Source organism: Gordonia sp. YY1 (genome assembly GCF_009872315.1).
Taxonomy (GTDB): domain Bacteria; phylum Actinomycetota; class Actinomycetes; order Mycobacteriales; family Mycobacteriaceae; genus Gordonia; species Gordonia amicalis.
The window spans coordinates 42,828-58,925 of record NZ_WXYI01000012.1; the positions used below are offsets into that span (position 1 = coordinate 42,828).

Here is a 16,098-nt window from a genome sequence, read left to right on the forward strand (position 1 = left end):
ATCGATGTCCTCACTCACGCACGACCTCGAACACAAGCACTTTCGCGAGACGGTCAGACGCTTTGTGGCCGAACAGATCACCCCCGTGCACACCGACTGGGAGAACGCCGGGCAATGGGATCGCGACCTCTTCGTCGAGGCGGGCAAGAACGGACTCCTGGGCTTCCCCGTGCCCGAACGGTTCGGTGGTCCCGGCGTCGACGACTTCCGGTACAACGCCATCCTGATCGACGAGGTGGCGCGCACCGGTGCCGCCGCCGAGGCCATCGCCTTCTCGTTGCAGAACGATGTCGTACTGCCGTACCTCACGGAGCTGACGACCGACGAGCAGAAGGCTCGCTGGCTGCCGGGGGTCGTCGGCGGCGACACCGTGCTGGGTATCGCGATGACCGAACCCGGTGCGGGCAGCGACCTGACCGGTATCCGCACCTCGGCGGTCCGCGACGGCGACCACTACGTGGTCAACGGCGCGAAGACCTTCATCTCCAACGGTCGCAACGGTGACCTCTTCGTCGTCGCCACCCGGACGGGGCCCGAGAAGCACAGGGGGCTCACGCTTCTCGTCGTCGAAGCGGACACGCCCGGGTTCGTCCGGGGCCGCCGACTCGACAAGATCGGACTGCACGCGCAGGACACCGGTGAGCTGTCCTTCGAGGACATGCGCGTCCCCGCGGCCAACCGTCTCGGCGGGGAGGGCGAAGGCTTCTATCAGCTCGTCCGCAACCTCCCGCAGGAGCGGTTGTCACTGGCCATCGGTGCTGTTGCGGCTGCCGAGGGCACCTTTGCGCGCACCCTGGAGTACGTGCAGGAGCGCACGGCATTCGGGTCGCCGATCTCGTCGTTCCAGAACACGCAGTTCGTCGCCGCCGAACTGGCGACCGAACTCGACATCGCCCGCACGTTCCTCGACGACTGCATCGCCGAACACATCGCCGGTCGGTTGACGCCGGCCCGCGCCGCGAAACTCAAATGGTGGGCCACCGAGCTGCAGGTGCGCACCGCCGACCGGTGCCTGCAACTGCACGGCGGCTACGGCTACATGCGTGAGTATCCGGTGTCGCGGGCGTTCGTCGACGCCCGCATCCAGACCATCTACGGCGGCACCACCGAGATCATGAAGACGATCGTCGCCAAGGACCTCGGGCTGTAGGACTTGTACAGTGACTCCAGCGCTGATTCGTCGAGGCGGTCGTGGGCCGGTCTCGATGAACACAGGCACGATTGGATCAGAAGGAAGTTAGTGGGATGGCGAAATCTGCGACGGCGAGGTCGTCGGCCGACCTGGCCGTCGAGGAAGCGGTGCGCGCGGTGCGTGTCTCCACCCGCCGCCGGCAGCTGCTCGACGCCGCCGTGAAGGTCATGCAACGCACCGGTTTTCACCAGATGTCGATGCAGGCACTCGCCGAGGAGGCCCAGGTCAGCGTCGGCCTGTTCTACAAGTACTTCGGTGGCAAGGAAGAGATCCTACTGGCCGCGATCGTCGACATCCTGGAGGCCTTCCGCGATCAGCTCCAGCCCGCCATGGACCGCGCCGGTGACGATCCCGTCGAGCAGTTGATCGCGGGTTTCCGTCAGTACGCGACCATCGTCGACGAGAACCGTGACGCCGTCGTGCTGACGTATCGGGAGAGCCGGACGCTCGACGCCGCTGGACGGGAGCGGATCAAGGAACTCGAGGTCGAGACCTCCGCACCGATGCGGGCGGCGGTCACCGCCGGGACGGCAGCCGGACTCATCGTCGACGTCGACGCCGACCTCGTGGTCTTCGACCTGATGATGCTCGCCCATGGATGGGCGCTCAAGCACTGGCATTTCGCGCCCGGGTACGACCTGGACCGGTACGTGTCGGCCCAGCTTCGGTTCGCCTTGCAGTCCCTCGTCGTCGAGGACGCCCTACCGACCTATCTCGCCCGGCTCTGAGGTCGCCCCTGCCCGTACCGGGGGGGTGAGTGCCCGCGCATAGCTGCCCATCGCGCGACCCGCGGCGAGGATCGGATCGGTGGAGCGCTGGGTCCGGGCGACGATGAACGCGCCCTCGAGTGCCGAGACCACCGCGTACATCAGCGAGCGGGCATCCGCGTCGGTCAGTCCGCGCGCGGCGAAGAGTGCGGTGCCGGCGTCGATCCACGCGGACATGACCTCGTCGGCGACCTCTCGGAGGGCGGGTTCGGCATCGGCGACCTCGCCGGCGACGGTCCCGACGGGGCACATGTTCAGCCAGCCACCCTGCTCGATGGTGTCCGCCGCGGCGACGAACGCCGCCTCGATTCCCTCCGCGGGGTCGTCGTACGGCGCGAGTAGCAAGCCGATCAACTCGCCGTAGGCGGCGCCCGATTGCCGGAGAGCGGCGGCCGCGACGTCGCGCTTACCACCGCCGAAGTGGTGATAGATCGATCCGATGGGGGCGTCGGCCGTCTCGACGACCTGTTTGATCCCGGTCGCCGCATAGCCCTGCCTGCGGAGGAGCTCGGCCATCGCCACCACGATGCGTTCGTCGGTCTTCACCCTGGCCATTCTAGAGCAGATATTCTAGAGTGATCGTTCTAGAGGCCGGTTGCGGTCTCCCGGCCGAGGTGAGGAGCGCGCGACATGACCCAGCTCAACCAGATGGGAAGCCCGCAGGCGGGTGCCGTCAAGAGAATCGAGACCCCGGCCGGGACGGTGGAGTACGCGGAGGACGGTGCGGGTCCACCGGTGGTCCTCCTGCACGGCCTGCTCATGGACCACACGGTGTGGGACGACGTGATCCCGTTGTTGCCGAAGGGTTTCCGCTACATCCGGCCGGTGCTCCCGCTCGGGTCTCACCGGATTCCGCTGCACGAGGATGCGGATCTCTCGATGGACGGGATGGTGGGTCTCGTCGCCGACGTTCTCGACGCCCTCGACCTGCGCGACGTGACCCTCGTCCATTCCGATTGGGGCGGCTCATTGTTCCTGACCGCGCTCGGCCGCGACGAGCGTGTCGCCCGCATGGTGATCCTGCCGTGTGAGGCCTTCGAGAACTTCCCGCCGGGACTTCCCGGCAAGATGGCAACGCTGGCCGTGCGCCTGCCCGGGGGCATCACCCTCGCCGCACGTCAGCTGCGGATCGGGTGGCTGCGACGACTGCCCATTCTCTGGGGCTGGATGATCAACAAGCCCGTCGACAACGAGCGGATGCGCCGATGGACCGACCCCGTCCTCGCCGACCCGCGCATCCGGCGGGACGTCACCAAATACGCGACCACATCGTTCGATCCCGCCGAGCTCGTTCGAAAGACGGAGGCGCTCAGGGGGTTCGACGGGGATGTGCTCGTGCTGTGGTCGCCCGACAACCGGGTGATGCCGCCGGCGCACGGCCCTCGGCTCGCCGAGCTGGCGCCGCGTGGCCGCTATGCCGAGATCCCCGGTGCGGCGGTGCTGTCGATGCTCGACGAGCCGGAAGCCGTCGCCCGCGAGATCGGCGCGTTTCTCACCGCGACCGCGTCCCGCGGATAGTCATGTCGACCGCGAGGGTCAGGAACCTTCGATCTTGAAGCCCACCTTCAGGGTGACCTGGAAGTGTGCGATCTGGCCGTCCTCGATGTGTCCGCGGGTCTCGGTCACCTCGAACCAGTCGAGATGATTGACCGTCTGCGACGCACGCGCGATCGCGTTCCGGATGGCGTCGTCGGTGCCGGTCGCGGCTGAACCGACCACCTCGATGACTCGATACACGTTGTCGGACAACGATTCTCCCTCCGTCGGCGCCGGTCCGGCCATGGATGACCGGACCGCCTCATGGGTGACCTCGTTTCTGTCTACCCCTAAGATGCGGGGAATGAACATCGAATCGGCAAACCGTGATCCCGGCGCGCGGTGTCCGTGTCTGTCCGGCTTGCCGTTCGGTGAATGCTGCGGGACCATCCTCGCCGGTGAGCGCGACGCGCCGACCGCCGAGGCGCTGATGAGATCGCGCTTCACCGCTTTCGCCCTCGGTGATCGAGATCACCTGCTGCTCAGCTGGCACCCCGACACGCGTCCCGACGATCTCGAACTCGACGATGCGATGCGGTGGTACCGCCTCGACATCGAATCGACGAACGGCGGATCGCCGTTCGACACCGAGGGCGAGGTCACCTTCACCGCGTACTACAAGACCGGTTCGGAGCGTGGCACGCTGCACGAACGCAGTCGCTTCACCCGACACGACGGGCGCTGGGTCTACCTCGACGGTGTCGTCGGCTGACTCAGGAGTCCACGTAATCCCAGAACTGGAGCCAGGTGACGTTCGCGAAGATCGCCAGGCATCCGACGTACACCAGCAGGATCACCCCGGCGCCGGCGAGATTGCTGCGGAGGCTGTTGCCGTCCACCGGATCCAGCCAGCGGCGGAACGGTTTCGCCGCCCACGGCATGAGCCACCACTGCATCAATCCGACGCTCACGACCTGACTCAGCCACAACGCCAGCCACGGCTGGGCTCCGATGCGGTCGAGAACCGGCCCGAGGAAACGGGACAGGACCATCACCGTCGGGTAGAGCACCAGCAGGACCATCATCGCCGACTTCCAGTTCGGCGTCTGGCGGATACGGCCGTGGTCGTTCCGCACGGTGGTGCCGAACGCGGTGGTGCTCGACATCGTCTCGAAGTCGTGGGTCAGACTCGAACGCAGTCCGGAGAGGGCGGCGCTGCGTTCGCGAGACGACACCCACGCCGAGAGTTGCCGGTCGGTACGGAACCGCAGCACCGACAACGCCGTCTCGCGGTCCTCGTCGACGAACAGTGACGTGCCCTCGTAACCGCTGAATTCTCCTGCGGCGCCGGTCAAGTCGCGCTGCGCGTCGATGAAAGCGTCGACCTTGCCCGACACGATGTCGTGGCGGAAGGCGCCGACGCCGGGCGGGGGCGGTACGCCGTCGACCAGTTCGAGCATCGGCGCCGATGCCATCCAACCGTGAACACGCCCGTCCCGCAGGATCTCGGCCCGCCGGGGGCTGTCGACCCAGCGGTCGCAGGCCTTCTCGTCGACGAAGGTCGCGGCCACCGCCGGTTCGAAACGGCCATCCGCAACGGTCGAGACACGCGCGCTCAGGCAGCCCTCGCTGTCGGCCGCCGACGCGGCGAGCAGTGCGGCCCAGTCGGCGAACCCGGTCTGTGAGACGGGGTGGAACACCGACACGGTCGTGATCACGGCATCAGAGGGAAACTCGCCGGCCCTGCACATGGACCTCGGCGATCGAGGATTCACGCAACCCCATGAGAAGTCCGAACAGTGTCTGGTCGCGGGCGAGGTCGTCGTCCTCGGCGCGGACCGCGTTCTCGAGCACTCCCTTGAGCGCGTCAGCCGGTTCGATGACGAGGAAGTCGGCTTCCTTGCCCTCGTCGAAGTTGCCGAAGCGGGCCTCCATGTCCAGAGCACGGGCGCCACCGAGGGTTCCGATGAACAGCATCTCGGCGGGATGCATCGACACCCCGGCGTCGCCGGGTTCGGTGATGTGCTGCTTGAACGCGTCGCCGAGCACCCGCGGGATGAGCCACTCGTCGCCGCCGCCGAAATCGGTTCCCGCCGAGATGTTCACCCCCGACGCGACAGTGCGCTTCCACGGCATGGTCCCCGAACCCAGGAACAGCTGCGACACGGGACAGTGGGAGATGGACGTACCGGTCTCGGCCATCCGGGCCAGTTCGACGTCCTGGCAGTGCACACTGTGGGCCAGGATCGTTCGTGGACCCAGAAGGCTCTTGCCCCCGACCTGGGAACCCGGGAGGAATTTGCCGTCGTAGGTGTCCAGGTATGAATCGACCTGGTAGACCTCCTTGGTGGTGTCGATCTCGCCCGTGCCCGGACGGTTGTTCTCGTTGAGGTGCGAGTGGACGTAGACGCCCAGATCGCGGTACTCGTCGTAGAGTTCGCCGAGATTGCGCAACGTCTCGGTGGTCACCGACAACGAGAATCGCGGGATGATCGCGACATGCAGCAGCGCGGTGCGGAAGTCGCCGGTGTCGGCAGCGTGCCACTTCTCGATCTCCGCCCGCGTCAGGCGGATCGCCTCCTCCTCGGAGGTGAGGAGGGGTTTGGCCGTGTCGCCGCCGACGGTTTGGATACCGCGACCGGCCACGATGCGCAGACCCGCCTTGCGGGTCTCGGTGAACAGCGAATCCTGCGCGTGGGGAAAGGCCGAACCGAACACCATCATCGCCGTGGTGCCGGCGGCGACGCGGCGTCTGGTGAACTCGACCGCCGCGGCCTGGGCGAACTCGGGATCGGCGAACTTCGATTCGGAGGGGAAGATGCAGAGGTTCAGCCATTCGAGAAGCTGTCCGCCGCCGTAGGAGTCACCCGCATAGGTCTGTGGGAAGTGGATGTGGGTGTCGACGAAGCCGGGGATCAGGTACCCGCCGGGATGATCGTGCTTCTCGGCCGACGCGAATTCGGTCGGTAGCCCGGACCGTTCGCCCGCGTACTTGATCTTCCCGTCATCCCCGACCACGAGAGCGCCGTCGGGGATCGACACCAGGGCGTCGACGGCCTCGGTGATCTTCGGACGTCCGGCCAGGTGGAAGATGTGGCCGTGATGGACGTGGTCGGTCATCGGTGCTCCTCGGTTCGGGGTGAGCTTGTCGGTGATGGACGGATCGTCATGGCAACGACCAGAATTGGACGGTCACGAGGTAGAAGATCGCCACCCACACCGCGTTCAGGGCGAGGATGAACAGGCCTCCGTTCACGTTCGTGCGGGGCTGTGGCGCGGTGGATTTCGGTTGCAGCCACCAACCGAGAACCCTGTTCACGTAGTACGGCATCGTCAGATAACTCATCGCGAAGCTGGACAACAGGTTACCGATCAACATGCCCAGCCACAGCGGCATGCCCAACGGTGCGGTCATCAACGTCAGGAACACCACGGTGGGGTAGAGGCCGACCCACACCGCCACCGAGGTCTTGAAGTTGGACGGAGGCGGGGCATCGGGGTCGCCGTGGGAGAACCAGTTGCCGAACGAGTGGTCGATCGTCTGCAGGGTGAACTCGCCGAACTCCTCCGCCTCCGCGAGCAGCGCACGACGTTCCGGCGAGGTCAGCCAGGCCTCGAGATGCTCGGCGGTGTCGAAGCGGTAGGAGATCGTCCACTCGTCCTGCACCCCCTCGATGGGCCGGAAGAGTTCGGACCCGCGGAAGCCCGCGAATAGGTGCTCGGCGTCATCCACCCGTTTCTGCCACGCGAGGAAGTCGTCGACCTTGGAGTCGGCGACACGGTGGGTGATCACGACCGTGACCAGTGTGTCGGGTTCCTTGGCGTCGTGTGCGAGGACCTGCGCGCTGGCGGGGCCGTCCATGAGCGGCGCGCCGGCGCGGATGTGTTCGAGTCGGATGCTGCTGTTGAGCCAGTCCTGGAGATGGCTGACCGAGTCGAAGCCGTAGATGGTGAGCCATTCCGGGCGGGTGTCGGTCGGCGGCCGCAACTCGACGCCGAGAAAGCCCGGAAAGTCGGCGGCAGCGCCGGAGATCGAGGCATGCCACGTGTGAAACGACTCGTCGAATCCCTCACGGACGCGTTGCCCGAAGATGAGCGTCGCAGCGCCGTCGGGGATCCCGGCCGACCGACCGGTGTGCTGGGATGTCTCGTTGGTCATGGACTACTCCTGGAGTCGGTACGTGTCGGCGCACGAGCGCTACGTCCGCGGAATCCCGGGGGGTGGACGACGCACGGCGGACGGCGTCGGGAAGCGTCGGGAAAGAAGATGCGTGCCAACGAATCCCGGTAATCCGCCGAATCCGGTGGGTGGACACGGCCGGGTATGGCGGCCTCGAGAAGTTCGGCGATACCGTGGTCGAGCGCTGTCATCGGCCGTCTCGGTCATTCGAGGTCGTTGTCGACGTTGGACCGCGCCAGTATGACCACGGCGGATTCAGGCGCGCGCCGAAAGACCGGGAAGTGGTCCCAGAATTCGTTTCAGGAGACCACAGCGGTGCCGTATCGCCGATGCCGGCAGCTCAGGTGGCCGCGTGCCGCGCAATCCACTCCACGAGCGGGGTCGTCGCGCGCCAGTCCTTGCGGACCCGGTCGACGAGTGCCGGGGTGTGGATGACCTCGTCGAAGCCGTAGTCACGGCCGGCGAAGAGCGACTTGTGACGCAGAAGGTCGATGCGCGGATGATCGACGTCGTAGCCGCGTGGAGCGGTCTTCAACCGGTCGCCGCCGATCTCCCATCCGGCTCTGGTGAGCCTACGGACGAGTTTCTCCAGTTCGGGCCCGTGCCGGTCATGGTCGATGGCCTTGCGCAACTCGGCGAGCCGTGCCGGGGTGGCTTCGTAGAACCCGGCCCCGACGCGGACACCGGGAGCGCCGATCTGGATGTAGTAGCCGGTGGCCGGGGCCACGGCCACAAAAGCTCCCTGATGTGTCTTGTAAGGCGTCTTGTCCTTCGAGAACCGGACGTCGCGATACGGCCGGAACAGCTTGGCGGTGCCGAACTCGTCGGCGAGCTCCTCGGCGAGTGCCGACATCGGTTCCGCGACCGCCGTGCGATACGTCTCTTTGTGCTGCTCCCAGAAGAACTTCGAGTTGTCGATCTCGAGATCGTCGTAGAAGTCGAGGGCGGCTTCGGGAAATCCGTCGAAGCTCATGACATCACCATGCCGGCACTAGTCATCCGATAGTCCGTCCGAATCCGACGACGCCGCCGTCGGACCTCCAGTCCAGCTCGTGTACCCGGATCCTGCGCATCTCGTTGCCCCCGACCGTGGTCGCCTCGTCACCGTCGACCCCGACCACGATATTGGTGTGCTGGCCGAGTGCCGACGACCGGTCGTAGATCACGACGTCGCCCACGCGGGGCGTGTAGTCGCCGGCGGGTTCGAAGCGCCCGGTGTCCTGGAAGTACTCCTGCAGGGTGAACACTCCGGGGATTCGCCAGTGCCCCGAGTGGGGGTTGGCGAACGGGGTTCCGGCTTCGCGCATGATCCAGCTGACGAAGTTCGCGCACCACGGCTCGTCGACGCCTTCGGAATAGAACGTGCCCGGCCGCTGTGCAGCGTGCTCGGCACGGAGCAACTCCACGATCCGGTTCTGTGCCGGTGACAGCTGCGAGGCGTCCACCTGGGGAAATTCCGCGGTGTCCCACGGGAGCCACCGCTCGGGAACGGTGCGCCACGCGACCAGCCCGGCACCCAGGAGCAGGACCACGGCGACCACGACAGCCACGGCGAACGGCCGGCGTCGTCGACGTCGGGTGGGCTTTTCGTCGAGGTCGTGCGCGGCTTCGGGTGTCACCTCGACGAGTGTAGGGACCGCCCCGAGGTGGGGGTGCCATGGCGACCGACGTGTGTTGGCAGAATGACGGGCTGACGGGGGGACTGACAACGACAACGGGTGACGAGAACGAGGCAGAGGACAACATGGCGGACGAGTCGGGACACGAGCCGATCCTGCGTGCGGGTGACACCTGTCGGGAGATCGCCACCGCCGACCGCGTCGCCTGCATCGTCGACGCGGCGGACTACTTTCTGCACGCCAAGTCGGCACTGCTCCAGGCACGACGCCGGGTCATCCTGATCGGCTGGGACGTCGACACCCGGATCAGCCTCGATCCGCGGTCATCCGACCACGAGATCCCCGACCGGCTCGGCGACTTCCTCGAATGGCTCATCGAGCACCGGTCGGGCCTCGAGATCTACGTGCTGCGCTGGAGCACGGGTGCGTTCACCGGGATGCTTCGCGGGGTGGCGCCGCCGTTCGTCCAGGACCTCCTCACGGGGCGTCGTCTGCACTACCGGATCGATGCCGCGCATCCGGTGTCGGCCGCACACCACCAGAAGATCGCGGTCATCGACGACCAGTTCGCGTTCTGCGGCGGCATCGACATGACCGTGGACCGTTGGGACACCTCGGAACATCTGTCGCACAACGATTTCCGTCGCGACCCCGACGGTGAACCGCATGGTCCGTGGCACGACGTGACCGTCGCACTGGACGGGGATGCCGCACGCGTCGTCGCGAGTGTCGCCGTCGACCGGTGGGAGGCGGCGACCGGTGAGCGTCTGGCACCCCTCGTCGACACCGAGGGCCCCGACATCTGGCCGAAGGGTCTCGACGTGACGTTCGCGGACTGCGAGGTCGGGGTCGCCCGGACCATCCCTCATTACAACGACCGTCCGGAGATCGACGAGATCCGCCGGTTGTACCGGGCGGCCTTCGCCGCCGCCCGCCGCACGATCTACGTCGAGAGCCAGTATCTGGCCGCCCGCGAGATCGCGGAGGCCCTGGCCGAGCGACTCGCCGAACCCGACGGTCCGGAGATCGTCGTGGTCCTCCCACGCAACGCCGACAGCCCGGTGGAACGACTGGCCATGGACGGCGCACGCCACAAGCTGCTCCGGATGCTGTGGCGTGCCGACGTCCACGATCGGTTCCGTGCCTACTATCCGGTGACCTCGGAGGGTGACGAGATCTATGTGCACGCCAAGGTGCTCGTGGTCGACGACGTCCTGCTGCGCATCGGCTCGTCGAATCTCAACAACCGGTCGCTGGGCTTCGACAGTGAATGCGACGTGGCCATCGAGGCACGCCGCGACGACCCCGACGACGCGGGACTTCGCGACACCATCACATCGATGCGTACCCGGCTGCTGTCGGAACATCTCGACGTCGATGCCGAGGTCTTCGACGACACCGTGCGCGAGAAGCAGTCGCTGATCGGGGCGATCGAGTCGCTGGCCACCCCGGGCCGCACGCTCGAACTGTTCGACCGCGACGTGATCGACGACGAGGCATCGATCATCGCCGAGAACGAACTCGTCGACCCGGAGGGTGCGCGCACTCCGCTGGTCGAGCGGATCTACCGCGGGGTGATCCGGCGCGGGGTCGGAAAACGACTGCCGCGCTGAGGGTTTCCTCAGTCGGAGAGCCGCGCGGTCTCGATGGCCGGAGCGATGATCTCGGCGAGATCCGCCGCGACGTCGCGATCGCCTTCCGGCGGCATCGCGACATAGCTCAGCGCCATGCGGGTGATGGCGCGCGCGATGCGTTCGATGTCGGAGTCGGGCATCGACAACCACGTCGACTCGCGGAACGCCTGGGAGAGCCGGTCGCCGGCCGTGGCGATGATCGGTGCCGCATCCGTCGTGATGAGTTTCATCAGATCCGGTTTCGCCTCGCCGGAGAGCAGCGACGCGATCAGGGGATCGGTGGCGACGCCGGTGAAGTACTCGGTGAACGCGGTGCGCAGCGCGCCGGTCACGTCGTCGACGTGCTCGGCGAGGGAGTCGGCGACATGGCCGGCGAAACGGCTCGCCAGCCGGACCGCATATCCCTGGGCGAGTCCGTACCTCGACCCGAACTCGTTGTAGACGGTCTGCCGGCTGACACCGGTGGCGGCGGCGACGTCCGACATCCGTACCGCCGACCAGTCCCGGTCCATCAGCAGATCGTGCAACCCGTCGAGCAGAGAGTTACGCAGCAGCGTCTTGCTGTCCTGGGCGTAGTTACGCGTCGTCATCCCGCCGCGCCGACCGGCTCCAGCGTCTTCTCGATCTCGGTACGGAGTGCACGGCCGGCACCGCCGCGACCCATGCACACCGCGCCGACGAGGCGTTCGTCGGCGAAACAGCGGACGGTGGTGGCGAACCCGTCGGCGCAGGTGCCCGTCCCCGTGCTGGTGTCGAGGTCCACGTCGAACCGGTCGGCCATGGTCGGCCACCCGACCATCTGGATGTTGCTGCTGTACTGCATCGACCATGCGAGCGGGACGCGCGGGACGGGGGTCGAGGGACCGGTGGCGAGGCCGAGATCGGCGGCGATGGTCATGGCCACCAGTTTGCCGTGCTCGGTCGCGGTCAGCCACTGCTCGGCCCGCATCGGCTCACCCGTCAGCGGATGGGGCCGTGCTGCGACGTCGCCGGCGGCATAGATCCGGGGTGTCGAGGTGCGCAGCGTCTCGTCGACGACGATGCCCGCGGGGCTCACCGACAGACCCGCCGCCTCCGCGAGGGCGGTATCTGGTTGCATCCCGATGGCGCTGATCACGGTTCCGGTCAGCCGGGTGCCGTCTGCCAGCGTCACCGCGTCGGTCTCGGCGGCAGTGATCCGGGCGTCGGTGACGACCCGCACGCCGCGATCCCGATGCAGGGCGGCGACGGCCTCCGCAACGCTGTCCGGGACCACCCGCGACAGCAACGACGCGGCGGCCTCGAGAACGGTGATCTGTCCGGCGGAGTCCACCCGCTGCTCGGAGGACGACACTGCGGCGGCGATCTCCAGGCCGATCAGTCCACCGCCGACGATGACGACCGGACCCGAGTCGATCCGGGCACGGAGACGTTCGACGTCGCGGCGAGTGCGCAGCGACAGGAGGTCCGGCGACGCGCCGGGCAGTTGGCGCGCCGTGCCGCCGGTCGCGAGGACGAGCGCGTCATAGCCGACCGCCGAACCATCGGCGAGTCCGACGGTTCGGGACACGGCGTCGATGCCGGTGACCCGGACGGACGGCACGATGTGGATGCCGCGCTCCTCCCAGTACCCCGAGGGCCGCAGGGTGATCTTGGGATCGGAGAGGTCCCCGTCGAGGATGCCCTTGCTGAGCGCGGTGCGTCGGTAGGGGAGGTGGGGTTCCTCGCCGAAGACGGTGATCGTCCCGTCGAACCCGTTGGCCCGCAGGGTTTCCGCTGCCGTGATGCCCGCGACCCCGGTCCCGACGATCACCACCGATGGGGGGTGGGCGGGCCCGGAGTTCACGGGCGGGCCACCTCGACCATCTCGAAATCTGCCTTCGCGGCACCGCAGTCGGGGCAGCTCCAGTCGTCGGGGATGTCGTCCCAGCGGGTCCCCGGCTCGATGCCGTCCTCCGGCCACCCGAGCTCTTCGTCGTATTCGAATCCGCAGACCTCGCAGCGGAACAGCTTGAACTTCACTTCGCCACCTCTTCGAAATCGATCTTCTCGCGGACGCCGCAGTCCGGACACGCCCAGTCGTCGGGGATGTCGGACCACGCGGTGCCGGCCGGGAATCCCTCACGGGGTGCGCCGGCCGCCTGGTCGTAGACGAAATCACAGACCGGGCAACGGTAGGCGCTCATCGGTCGCCGTCCTTCCCGGCGACACCGTGCGCGGCGAGGATGCGTTCACGACGATGCGGCGCGACGTTGACGAGCTCGATGTCGCCGTCGTAGTGGTCGAGGACCCGCTTGTCCATCACCGCACGCCAGATGGGTGGGAAGTAGGCGAGCGTGATCATGCTGGCGTACCCGCTCGGCAGGTTCGGCGCACCGTCGAAGCTGCGCAGCGTCTGGTAGCGGCGGGTGGGGTTGGCATGGTGATCACTGTGTCGCTGAAGGTGATACAGGAAGATGTTCGTGCAGATGTGGTCGGAGTTCCAGCTGTGCTCCGGGGTGCAGCGCTCATAGCGGCCGGTCTTGGTCTTCTGGCGCATCAGACCATAGTGCTCGAGGTAGTTGACGGTCTCGAGGAGCGAGAACCCGTAGACGGCCTGGATGACGAGGAACGGCAGGATCTGCCACCCGAACACCGCCGCGAGCACACCCCACAGCACGATCGACATGGCCCAGGCGTTGAGGACGTCGTTGCTCGGATGCCAGAACGGCTTGCCGACACGGTCGAGTCGCTTGCGCTCCAGCTCGATCGACGACTTCAGGCTGCCCCACACACTCCGCGGCAGGAATCGCCAGAAGGTCTCACCGAAACGCGAGCTCGCCGGGTCCTCGGGGGTGGCGACACGGACGTGATGTCCGCGGTTGTGCTCGATGTAGAAGTGACCGTAGAAGGTCTGAGCGAGCGTGATCTTCGACAGCCACCGCTCGAGATCGTCCTTCTTGTGGCCGAGTTCGTGTGCGGTGTTGATGCCGATACCGCCCATCACGCCGATCGACAGGGCGAGACCGATTTTGGAGGCGAGGCCCAATCCGCCGTCGATGCCGAGCCAGCTGAGATCGTCGGCAGTCCACAGATAACAGGCCATGACGAGGCTGGCGATCTGGAACGGGATGTAGATGTAGGTGCACCAGCGGTAGTACTTGTCGTTCTCCAGCTGCTCCATCAGCTCTTCCGGCGGATTCGAGCCGTCGGGGCCGAAGAAGACGTCCAGGATGGGCAGCAGGACATAGACCAGCATGGGTCCGATCCACCACCAGACGGGGGACACGGCGTCGAAACCGTGGCCGATCGCGTTGAAGGCGGCGACGAATGCCATCGCCAGGAAGACCGACGTCGGCGGGATGAGGCCGAGCAGCCAGAGGTGGCGCTTCTTGTCGCGCCATTCCAGGGGCGGGGTGCCGGGGGTGGATTCGAGCGGTGCGGTACTCATGCACGCTCCTCTCACGAGAAGGACTGTGACTTGCCGCACTAGACACTAACCGAGACAATGTACGTTGTCTAGACAAAACCGATGGTTTGTAAAGTAGTCTCTCGGAAAGAAGATCCCTCGCGCGTTTCTGTCGGGGGAGGGCGCGAGGGATCTTCCTGGGGGAACTCCGGGACGGCGGGGGAAGGCCGCATCCGGAATCGAGGGGGTTCTACCCCTCGGTCATGGGGTGTTGATCCAATTCAGGATCGACTGGGCGGCAGCGGGATCGCCGTTGCCGATACCGATGGCCGCACCGATGGCGGCGCCGACCCCGGCGCCCCAGATGCATCCGACGATGACCAGACAGCCGATGATCAGACCGGCGAGCGCGCCGACCGCGGTCGTCACGTTGCCACCGCGGTTCCAGCCGTTGGTGATGTGCCAGATCATCTGCTGATATGCGCGGTCCTTCTTCGCCGACGCCGGGCGGACACCGGCGGCGATCGCTGCCCGGGCCTCCGGTGTGAGGAGCGGGGTGAAGGTCGCCTGGGTGCGATCTGCGCTGACCCGCGTCTGTAACGGCACATTCACCCCGTTCAGCGGGAGTGCCAGGGCGACACGCTCGAGCGTTCGGCCGTTGAGATCGACGACGCGGATCTCGTCGCCGGCGGCGACGAATGTGGCGTTCTTCAGGGCGGAGGAGATGGATGTGCCGTCCGCGGATGCCACCGACAGATGTGACGGCGCCGCCGGCGCGGGCGTTCCGTGAGCGGTGCCGAACGACACCGTGAGCATCGCGACAGCCAACGTCGTGACGCTGAGAAGGCGGAAACGTCTCATCGTTGATCTCCACTTCGTCTGCGTGGCGACAGGTCGCCGTCGCCTCCGGTGACCACATTCAGGCCGTCTGCTGCCGGTCCGAGCGCATTGTCGGGTTCAAGCGGTGTGATTCTTGCATCGGCTCACGACCATGTGTGCTCTGTCCCGCGGCCATTGGTACGAACGGATGACAACGGTGACCCCGATCACACCGCGTCCTACCATGGACGAGTGGGTTTCGTCGTCCCGCCCGACGCCTACGGGCGCTTCATGGGCCGTTATGCCGACCCTCTCGCCGAGGTCTTCGCGACCTTCGCGGAGGTCGGTGCCGACGCGCGTGTCCTCGACGTCGGGTGTGGCCCGGGGGCGCTGACCGCCCATGTGCTGTCGCGAGGGGCCGCAGTCACCGCGATCGATCCGTCCCCGCCGTTCGTCGACGCGATCCACCAGCGATTCCCCGATGTCGACGTGCGTCGTGGGACGGCCGAGGAATTGCCGTACGACGCCGACGAATTCACCCACGCCCTCGCGCAGTTGGTGGTCCACTTCATGACCGACCCGGTTCGCGGCATCACGCAGATGGCGCGGGTGACCCGGCCGGAGGGGATCGTCGCGGCATGTGTGTGGGACGGACCCAGCGGAGCGCTCGCGCCCTTCTGGGATGCGGTGCACGTTCTCGATCCCGACGCCCAGGACGAGGCGCTCCTCTCCGGCGCCCACCGCGGTCACCTCACCGAACTGTTCGAGACGGCCGGGCTGCGGAACGTCACCGAGGAACCGATCACCGTCGACGTGGTGCACCCGACCTTTCCGGAGTGGTGGGAGCCCTACACTCTCGGCGTCGGTCCTGCGGGCGAGTACGTGACGACGCTCGGCGCCGGTGCCCGAACCGAACTCGAAACGGTCGCGCGTGGTCGTCTGGGCGACGGGCCGTTCACCGTCTCGGCCACCGCGTGGGCCGCTCGCGGGACGGTATGAGCCCGGGCTGGGTCAGTCGGCGGCCGACGGCCGTATACCCGCAGC

The 16,098-nt window shown here is 66.9% G+C and carries 19 protein-coding genes; 6 read left to right on the forward strand and 13 right to left on the reverse strand.

All coding sequences use genetic code 11. The features are described from left to right. Nucleotides 1-4 precede the first annotated feature (4 nt). Together BPODLACK_RS15810 and BPODLACK_RS15815 are read left to right on the forward strand one after the other, a co-directional pair. Entirely contained in the window at nt 5-1,150 is a 1,146-nt protein-coding gene (locus BPODLACK_RS15810) for an acyl-CoA dehydrogenase family protein (protein ID WP_159405636.1), read from the forward strand. A gap of 95 nt (nt 1,151-1,245) precedes the next feature. Then, the gene (locus tag BPODLACK_RS15815) at nt 1,246-1,920 is read left to right on the forward strand and encodes a TetR/AcrR family transcriptional regulator (protein ID WP_024497900.1); all 675 of its coding nucleotides are present in this window, start codon (nt 1,246-1,248) and stop codon (nt 1,918-1,920) included. Here BPODLACK_RS15815 and BPODLACK_RS15820 read toward each other — a convergent pair. Next, the gene (locus tag BPODLACK_RS15820) at nt 1,894-2,514 is read right to left on the reverse strand and encodes a TetR/AcrR family transcriptional regulator (protein ID WP_159405637.1); all 621 of its coding nucleotides are present in this window, start codon (nt 2,512-2,514) and stop codon (nt 1,894-1,896) included. The two genes, BPODLACK_RS15815 and BPODLACK_RS15820, sit on opposite strands and share 27 nt — an antisense overlap. 75 nt (nt 2,515-2,589) lie before the next feature. On the opposite strand from BPODLACK_RS15820, the gene BPODLACK_RS15825 reads away from it, so the two are divergent. Further along, complete coding sequence (locus BPODLACK_RS15825; protein WP_159405638.1) at nt 2,590-3,477, forward strand: alpha/beta fold hydrolase; 888 nt, start codon at nt 2,590-2,592, stop codon at nt 3,475-3,477. A gap of 18 nt (nt 3,478-3,495) precedes the next feature. Here BPODLACK_RS15825 and BPODLACK_RS15830 read toward each other — a convergent pair whose 3' ends face one another. Then, nucleotides 3,496-3,708 carry a dodecin gene (locus tag BPODLACK_RS15830; protein ID WP_006867659.1) on the reverse strand — a complete coding sequence of 71 codons (213 nt, stop codon included), beginning with the start codon at nt 3,706-3,708 and terminating at the stop codon, nt 3,496-3,498. A 91-nt stretch (nt 3,709-3,799) separates the two neighbouring features. Between BPODLACK_RS15830 and BPODLACK_RS15835 the strand changes: the two genes are divergently transcribed. Continuing rightward, nucleotides 3,800-4,207: a YchJ family protein gene (locus BPODLACK_RS15835; RefSeq protein WP_024497904.1), complete on the forward strand. Its 408-nt coding sequence runs from the start codon at nt 3,800-3,802 to the stop codon at nt 4,205-4,207. A 1-nt stretch (nt 4,208) separates the two neighbouring features. Here BPODLACK_RS15835 and BPODLACK_RS15840 read toward each other — a convergent pair whose 3' ends face one another. The 5 genes from BPODLACK_RS15840 to BPODLACK_RS15860 all read right to left on the reverse strand — a co-directional run bounded on the left by BPODLACK_RS15840 (nt 4,209) and on the right by BPODLACK_RS15860 (nt 9,234). Further along, on the reverse strand, nt 4,209-5,153 hold the full coding sequence (locus BPODLACK_RS15840) for a hypothetical protein (RefSeq protein ID WP_024497905.1): 945 nt from the start codon (nt 5,151-5,153) through the stop codon (nt 4,209-4,211). Between the two features lie 4 nt (nt 5,154-5,157). Next, nucleotides 5,158-6,555: an amidohydrolase family protein gene (locus BPODLACK_RS15845; protein WP_159405639.1), complete on the reverse strand. Its 1,398-nt coding sequence runs from the start codon at nt 6,553-6,555 to the stop codon at nt 5,158-5,160. Between the two features lie 46 nt (nt 6,556-6,601). Continuing rightward, nucleotides 6,602-7,594 carry an antibiotic biosynthesis monooxygenase gene (locus tag BPODLACK_RS15850; protein ID WP_159405640.1) on the reverse strand — a complete coding sequence of 331 codons (993 nt, stop codon included), beginning with the start codon at nt 7,592-7,594 and terminating at the stop codon, nt 6,602-6,604. 361 nt (nt 7,595-7,955) lie between these two features. Beyond that, nucleotides 7,956-8,588 carry a DUF2461 domain-containing protein gene (locus BPODLACK_RS15855; protein ID WP_024497908.1) on the reverse strand — a complete coding sequence of 211 codons (633 nt, stop codon included), beginning with the start codon at nt 8,586-8,588 and terminating at the stop codon, nt 7,956-7,958. Between the two features lie 22 nt (nt 8,589-8,610). Next, nucleotides 8,611-9,234 (reverse strand): CHAP domain-containing protein, encoded by a 624-nt coding sequence (locus tag BPODLACK_RS15860; protein WP_159405641.1) that lies wholly within the window; start codon nt 9,232-9,234, stop codon nt 8,611-8,613. 125 nt (nt 9,235-9,359) lie between these two features. On the opposite strand from BPODLACK_RS15860, the gene BPODLACK_RS15865 reads away from it, so the two are divergent. After that, the gene (locus BPODLACK_RS15865) at nt 9,360-10,847 is read left to right on the forward strand and encodes a phospholipase D-like domain-containing protein (RefSeq protein WP_024499786.1); all 1,488 of its coding nucleotides are present in this window, start codon (nt 9,360-9,362) and stop codon (nt 10,845-10,847) included. 8 nt (nt 10,848-10,855) lie between these two features. Here the strand turns inward: BPODLACK_RS15865 and BPODLACK_RS15870 are convergent, their stop codons facing one another. From BPODLACK_RS15870 to BPODLACK_RS15895, 6 genes are all read right to left on the reverse strand, one after another. After that, the gene (locus tag BPODLACK_RS15870) at nt 10,856-11,458 is read right to left on the reverse strand and encodes a TetR family transcriptional regulator (RefSeq protein ID WP_024499787.1); all 603 of its coding nucleotides are present in this window, start codon (nt 11,456-11,458) and stop codon (nt 10,856-10,858) included. Further along, on the reverse strand, nt 11,455-12,693 hold the full coding sequence (locus BPODLACK_RS15875) for an NAD(P)/FAD-dependent oxidoreductase (protein ID WP_159405642.1): 1,239 nt from the start codon (nt 12,691-12,693) through the stop codon (nt 11,455-11,457). The genes BPODLACK_RS15870 and BPODLACK_RS15875 overlap by 4 nt, the downstream gene beginning before the upstream one ends. Next, on the reverse strand, nt 12,690-12,869 hold the full coding sequence (locus BPODLACK_RS15880) for a rubredoxin (RefSeq protein ID WP_006437844.1): 180 nt from the start codon (nt 12,867-12,869) through the stop codon (nt 12,690-12,692). Before BPODLACK_RS15880 ends, BPODLACK_RS15875 begins: the two co-directional genes overlap by 4 nt. After that, entirely contained in the window at nt 12,866-13,033 is a 168-nt protein-coding gene (locus BPODLACK_RS15885) for a rubredoxin (RefSeq protein WP_024499789.1), read from the reverse strand. The genes BPODLACK_RS15880 and BPODLACK_RS15885 overlap by 4 nt, the downstream gene beginning before the upstream one ends. Next, on the reverse strand, nt 13,030-14,277 hold the full coding sequence (locus BPODLACK_RS15890) for an alkane 1-monooxygenase (protein WP_159405643.1): 1,248 nt from the start codon (nt 14,275-14,277) through the stop codon (nt 13,030-13,032). Before BPODLACK_RS15890 ends, BPODLACK_RS15885 begins: the two co-directional genes overlap by 4 nt. 219 nt (nt 14,278-14,496) lie before the next feature. Beyond that, nucleotides 14,497-15,096 carry a hypothetical protein gene (locus BPODLACK_RS15895; protein ID WP_159405644.1) on the reverse strand — a complete coding sequence of 200 codons (600 nt, stop codon included), beginning with the start codon at nt 15,094-15,096 and terminating at the stop codon, nt 14,497-14,499. A gap of 210 nt (nt 15,097-15,306) precedes the next feature. Between BPODLACK_RS15895 and BPODLACK_RS15900 the strand changes: the two genes are divergently transcribed. After that, entirely contained in the window at nt 15,307-16,053 is a 747-nt protein-coding gene (locus BPODLACK_RS15900; RefSeq protein ID WP_159405645.1) for a class I SAM-dependent methyltransferase, read from the forward strand. The last annotated feature ends 45 nt before the right edge of the window (nt 16,054-16,098 follow it).

Excerpts from the sequence above, each read along its gene's own strand:
- BPODLACK_RS15810 (WP_159405636.1), top strand. The coding sequence starts at position 5 with ATGTCCTCACTCACGCACGACCTCGAACACAAGCACTTTCGCGAGACG.
- BPODLACK_RS15815 (WP_024497900.1), top strand. The coding sequence starts at position 1,246 with ATGGCGAAATCTGCGACGGCGAGGTCGTCGGCCGACCTGGCCGTCGAG.
- BPODLACK_RS15820 (WP_159405637.1), bottom strand. The coding sequence starts at position 2,514 with ATGGCCAGGGTGAAGACCGACGAACGCATCGTGGTGGCGATGGCCGAG.
- BPODLACK_RS15825 (WP_159405638.1), top strand. The coding sequence starts at position 2,590 with ATGACCCAGCTCAACCAGATGGGAAGCCCGCAGGCGGGTGCCGTCAAG.
- BPODLACK_RS15835 (WP_024497904.1), top strand. The coding sequence starts at position 3,800 with ATGAACATCGAATCGGCAAACCGTGATCCCGGCGCGCGGTGTCCGTGT.
- BPODLACK_RS15845 (WP_159405639.1), bottom strand. The coding sequence starts at position 6,555 with ATGACCGACCACGTCCATCACGGCCACATCTTCCACCTGGCCGGACGT.
- BPODLACK_RS15850 (WP_159405640.1), bottom strand. The coding sequence starts at position 7,594 with ATGACCAACGAGACATCCCAGCACACCGGTCGGTCGGCCGGGATCCCC.
- BPODLACK_RS15855 (WP_024497908.1), bottom strand. The coding sequence starts at position 8,588 with ATGAGCTTCGACGGATTTCCCGAAGCCGCCCTCGACTTCTACGACGAT.
- BPODLACK_RS15865 (WP_024499786.1), top strand. The coding sequence starts at position 9,360 with ATGGCGGACGAGTCGGGACACGAGCCGATCCTGCGTGCGGGTGACACC.
- BPODLACK_RS15870 (WP_024499787.1), bottom strand. The coding sequence starts at position 11,458 with ATGACGACGCGTAACTACGCCCAGGACAGCAAGACGCTGCTGCGTAAC.
- BPODLACK_RS15885 (WP_024499789.1), bottom strand. The coding sequence starts at position 13,033 with ATGAGCGCCTACCGTTGCCCGGTCTGTGATTTCGTCTACGACCAGGCG.
- BPODLACK_RS15890 (WP_159405643.1), bottom strand. The coding sequence starts at position 14,277 with ATGAGTACCGCACCGCTCGAATCCACCCCCGGCACCCCGCCCCTGGAA.
- BPODLACK_RS15895 (WP_159405644.1), bottom strand. The coding sequence starts at position 15,096 with ATGAGACGTTTCCGCCTTCTCAGCGTCACGACGTTGGCTGTCGCGATG.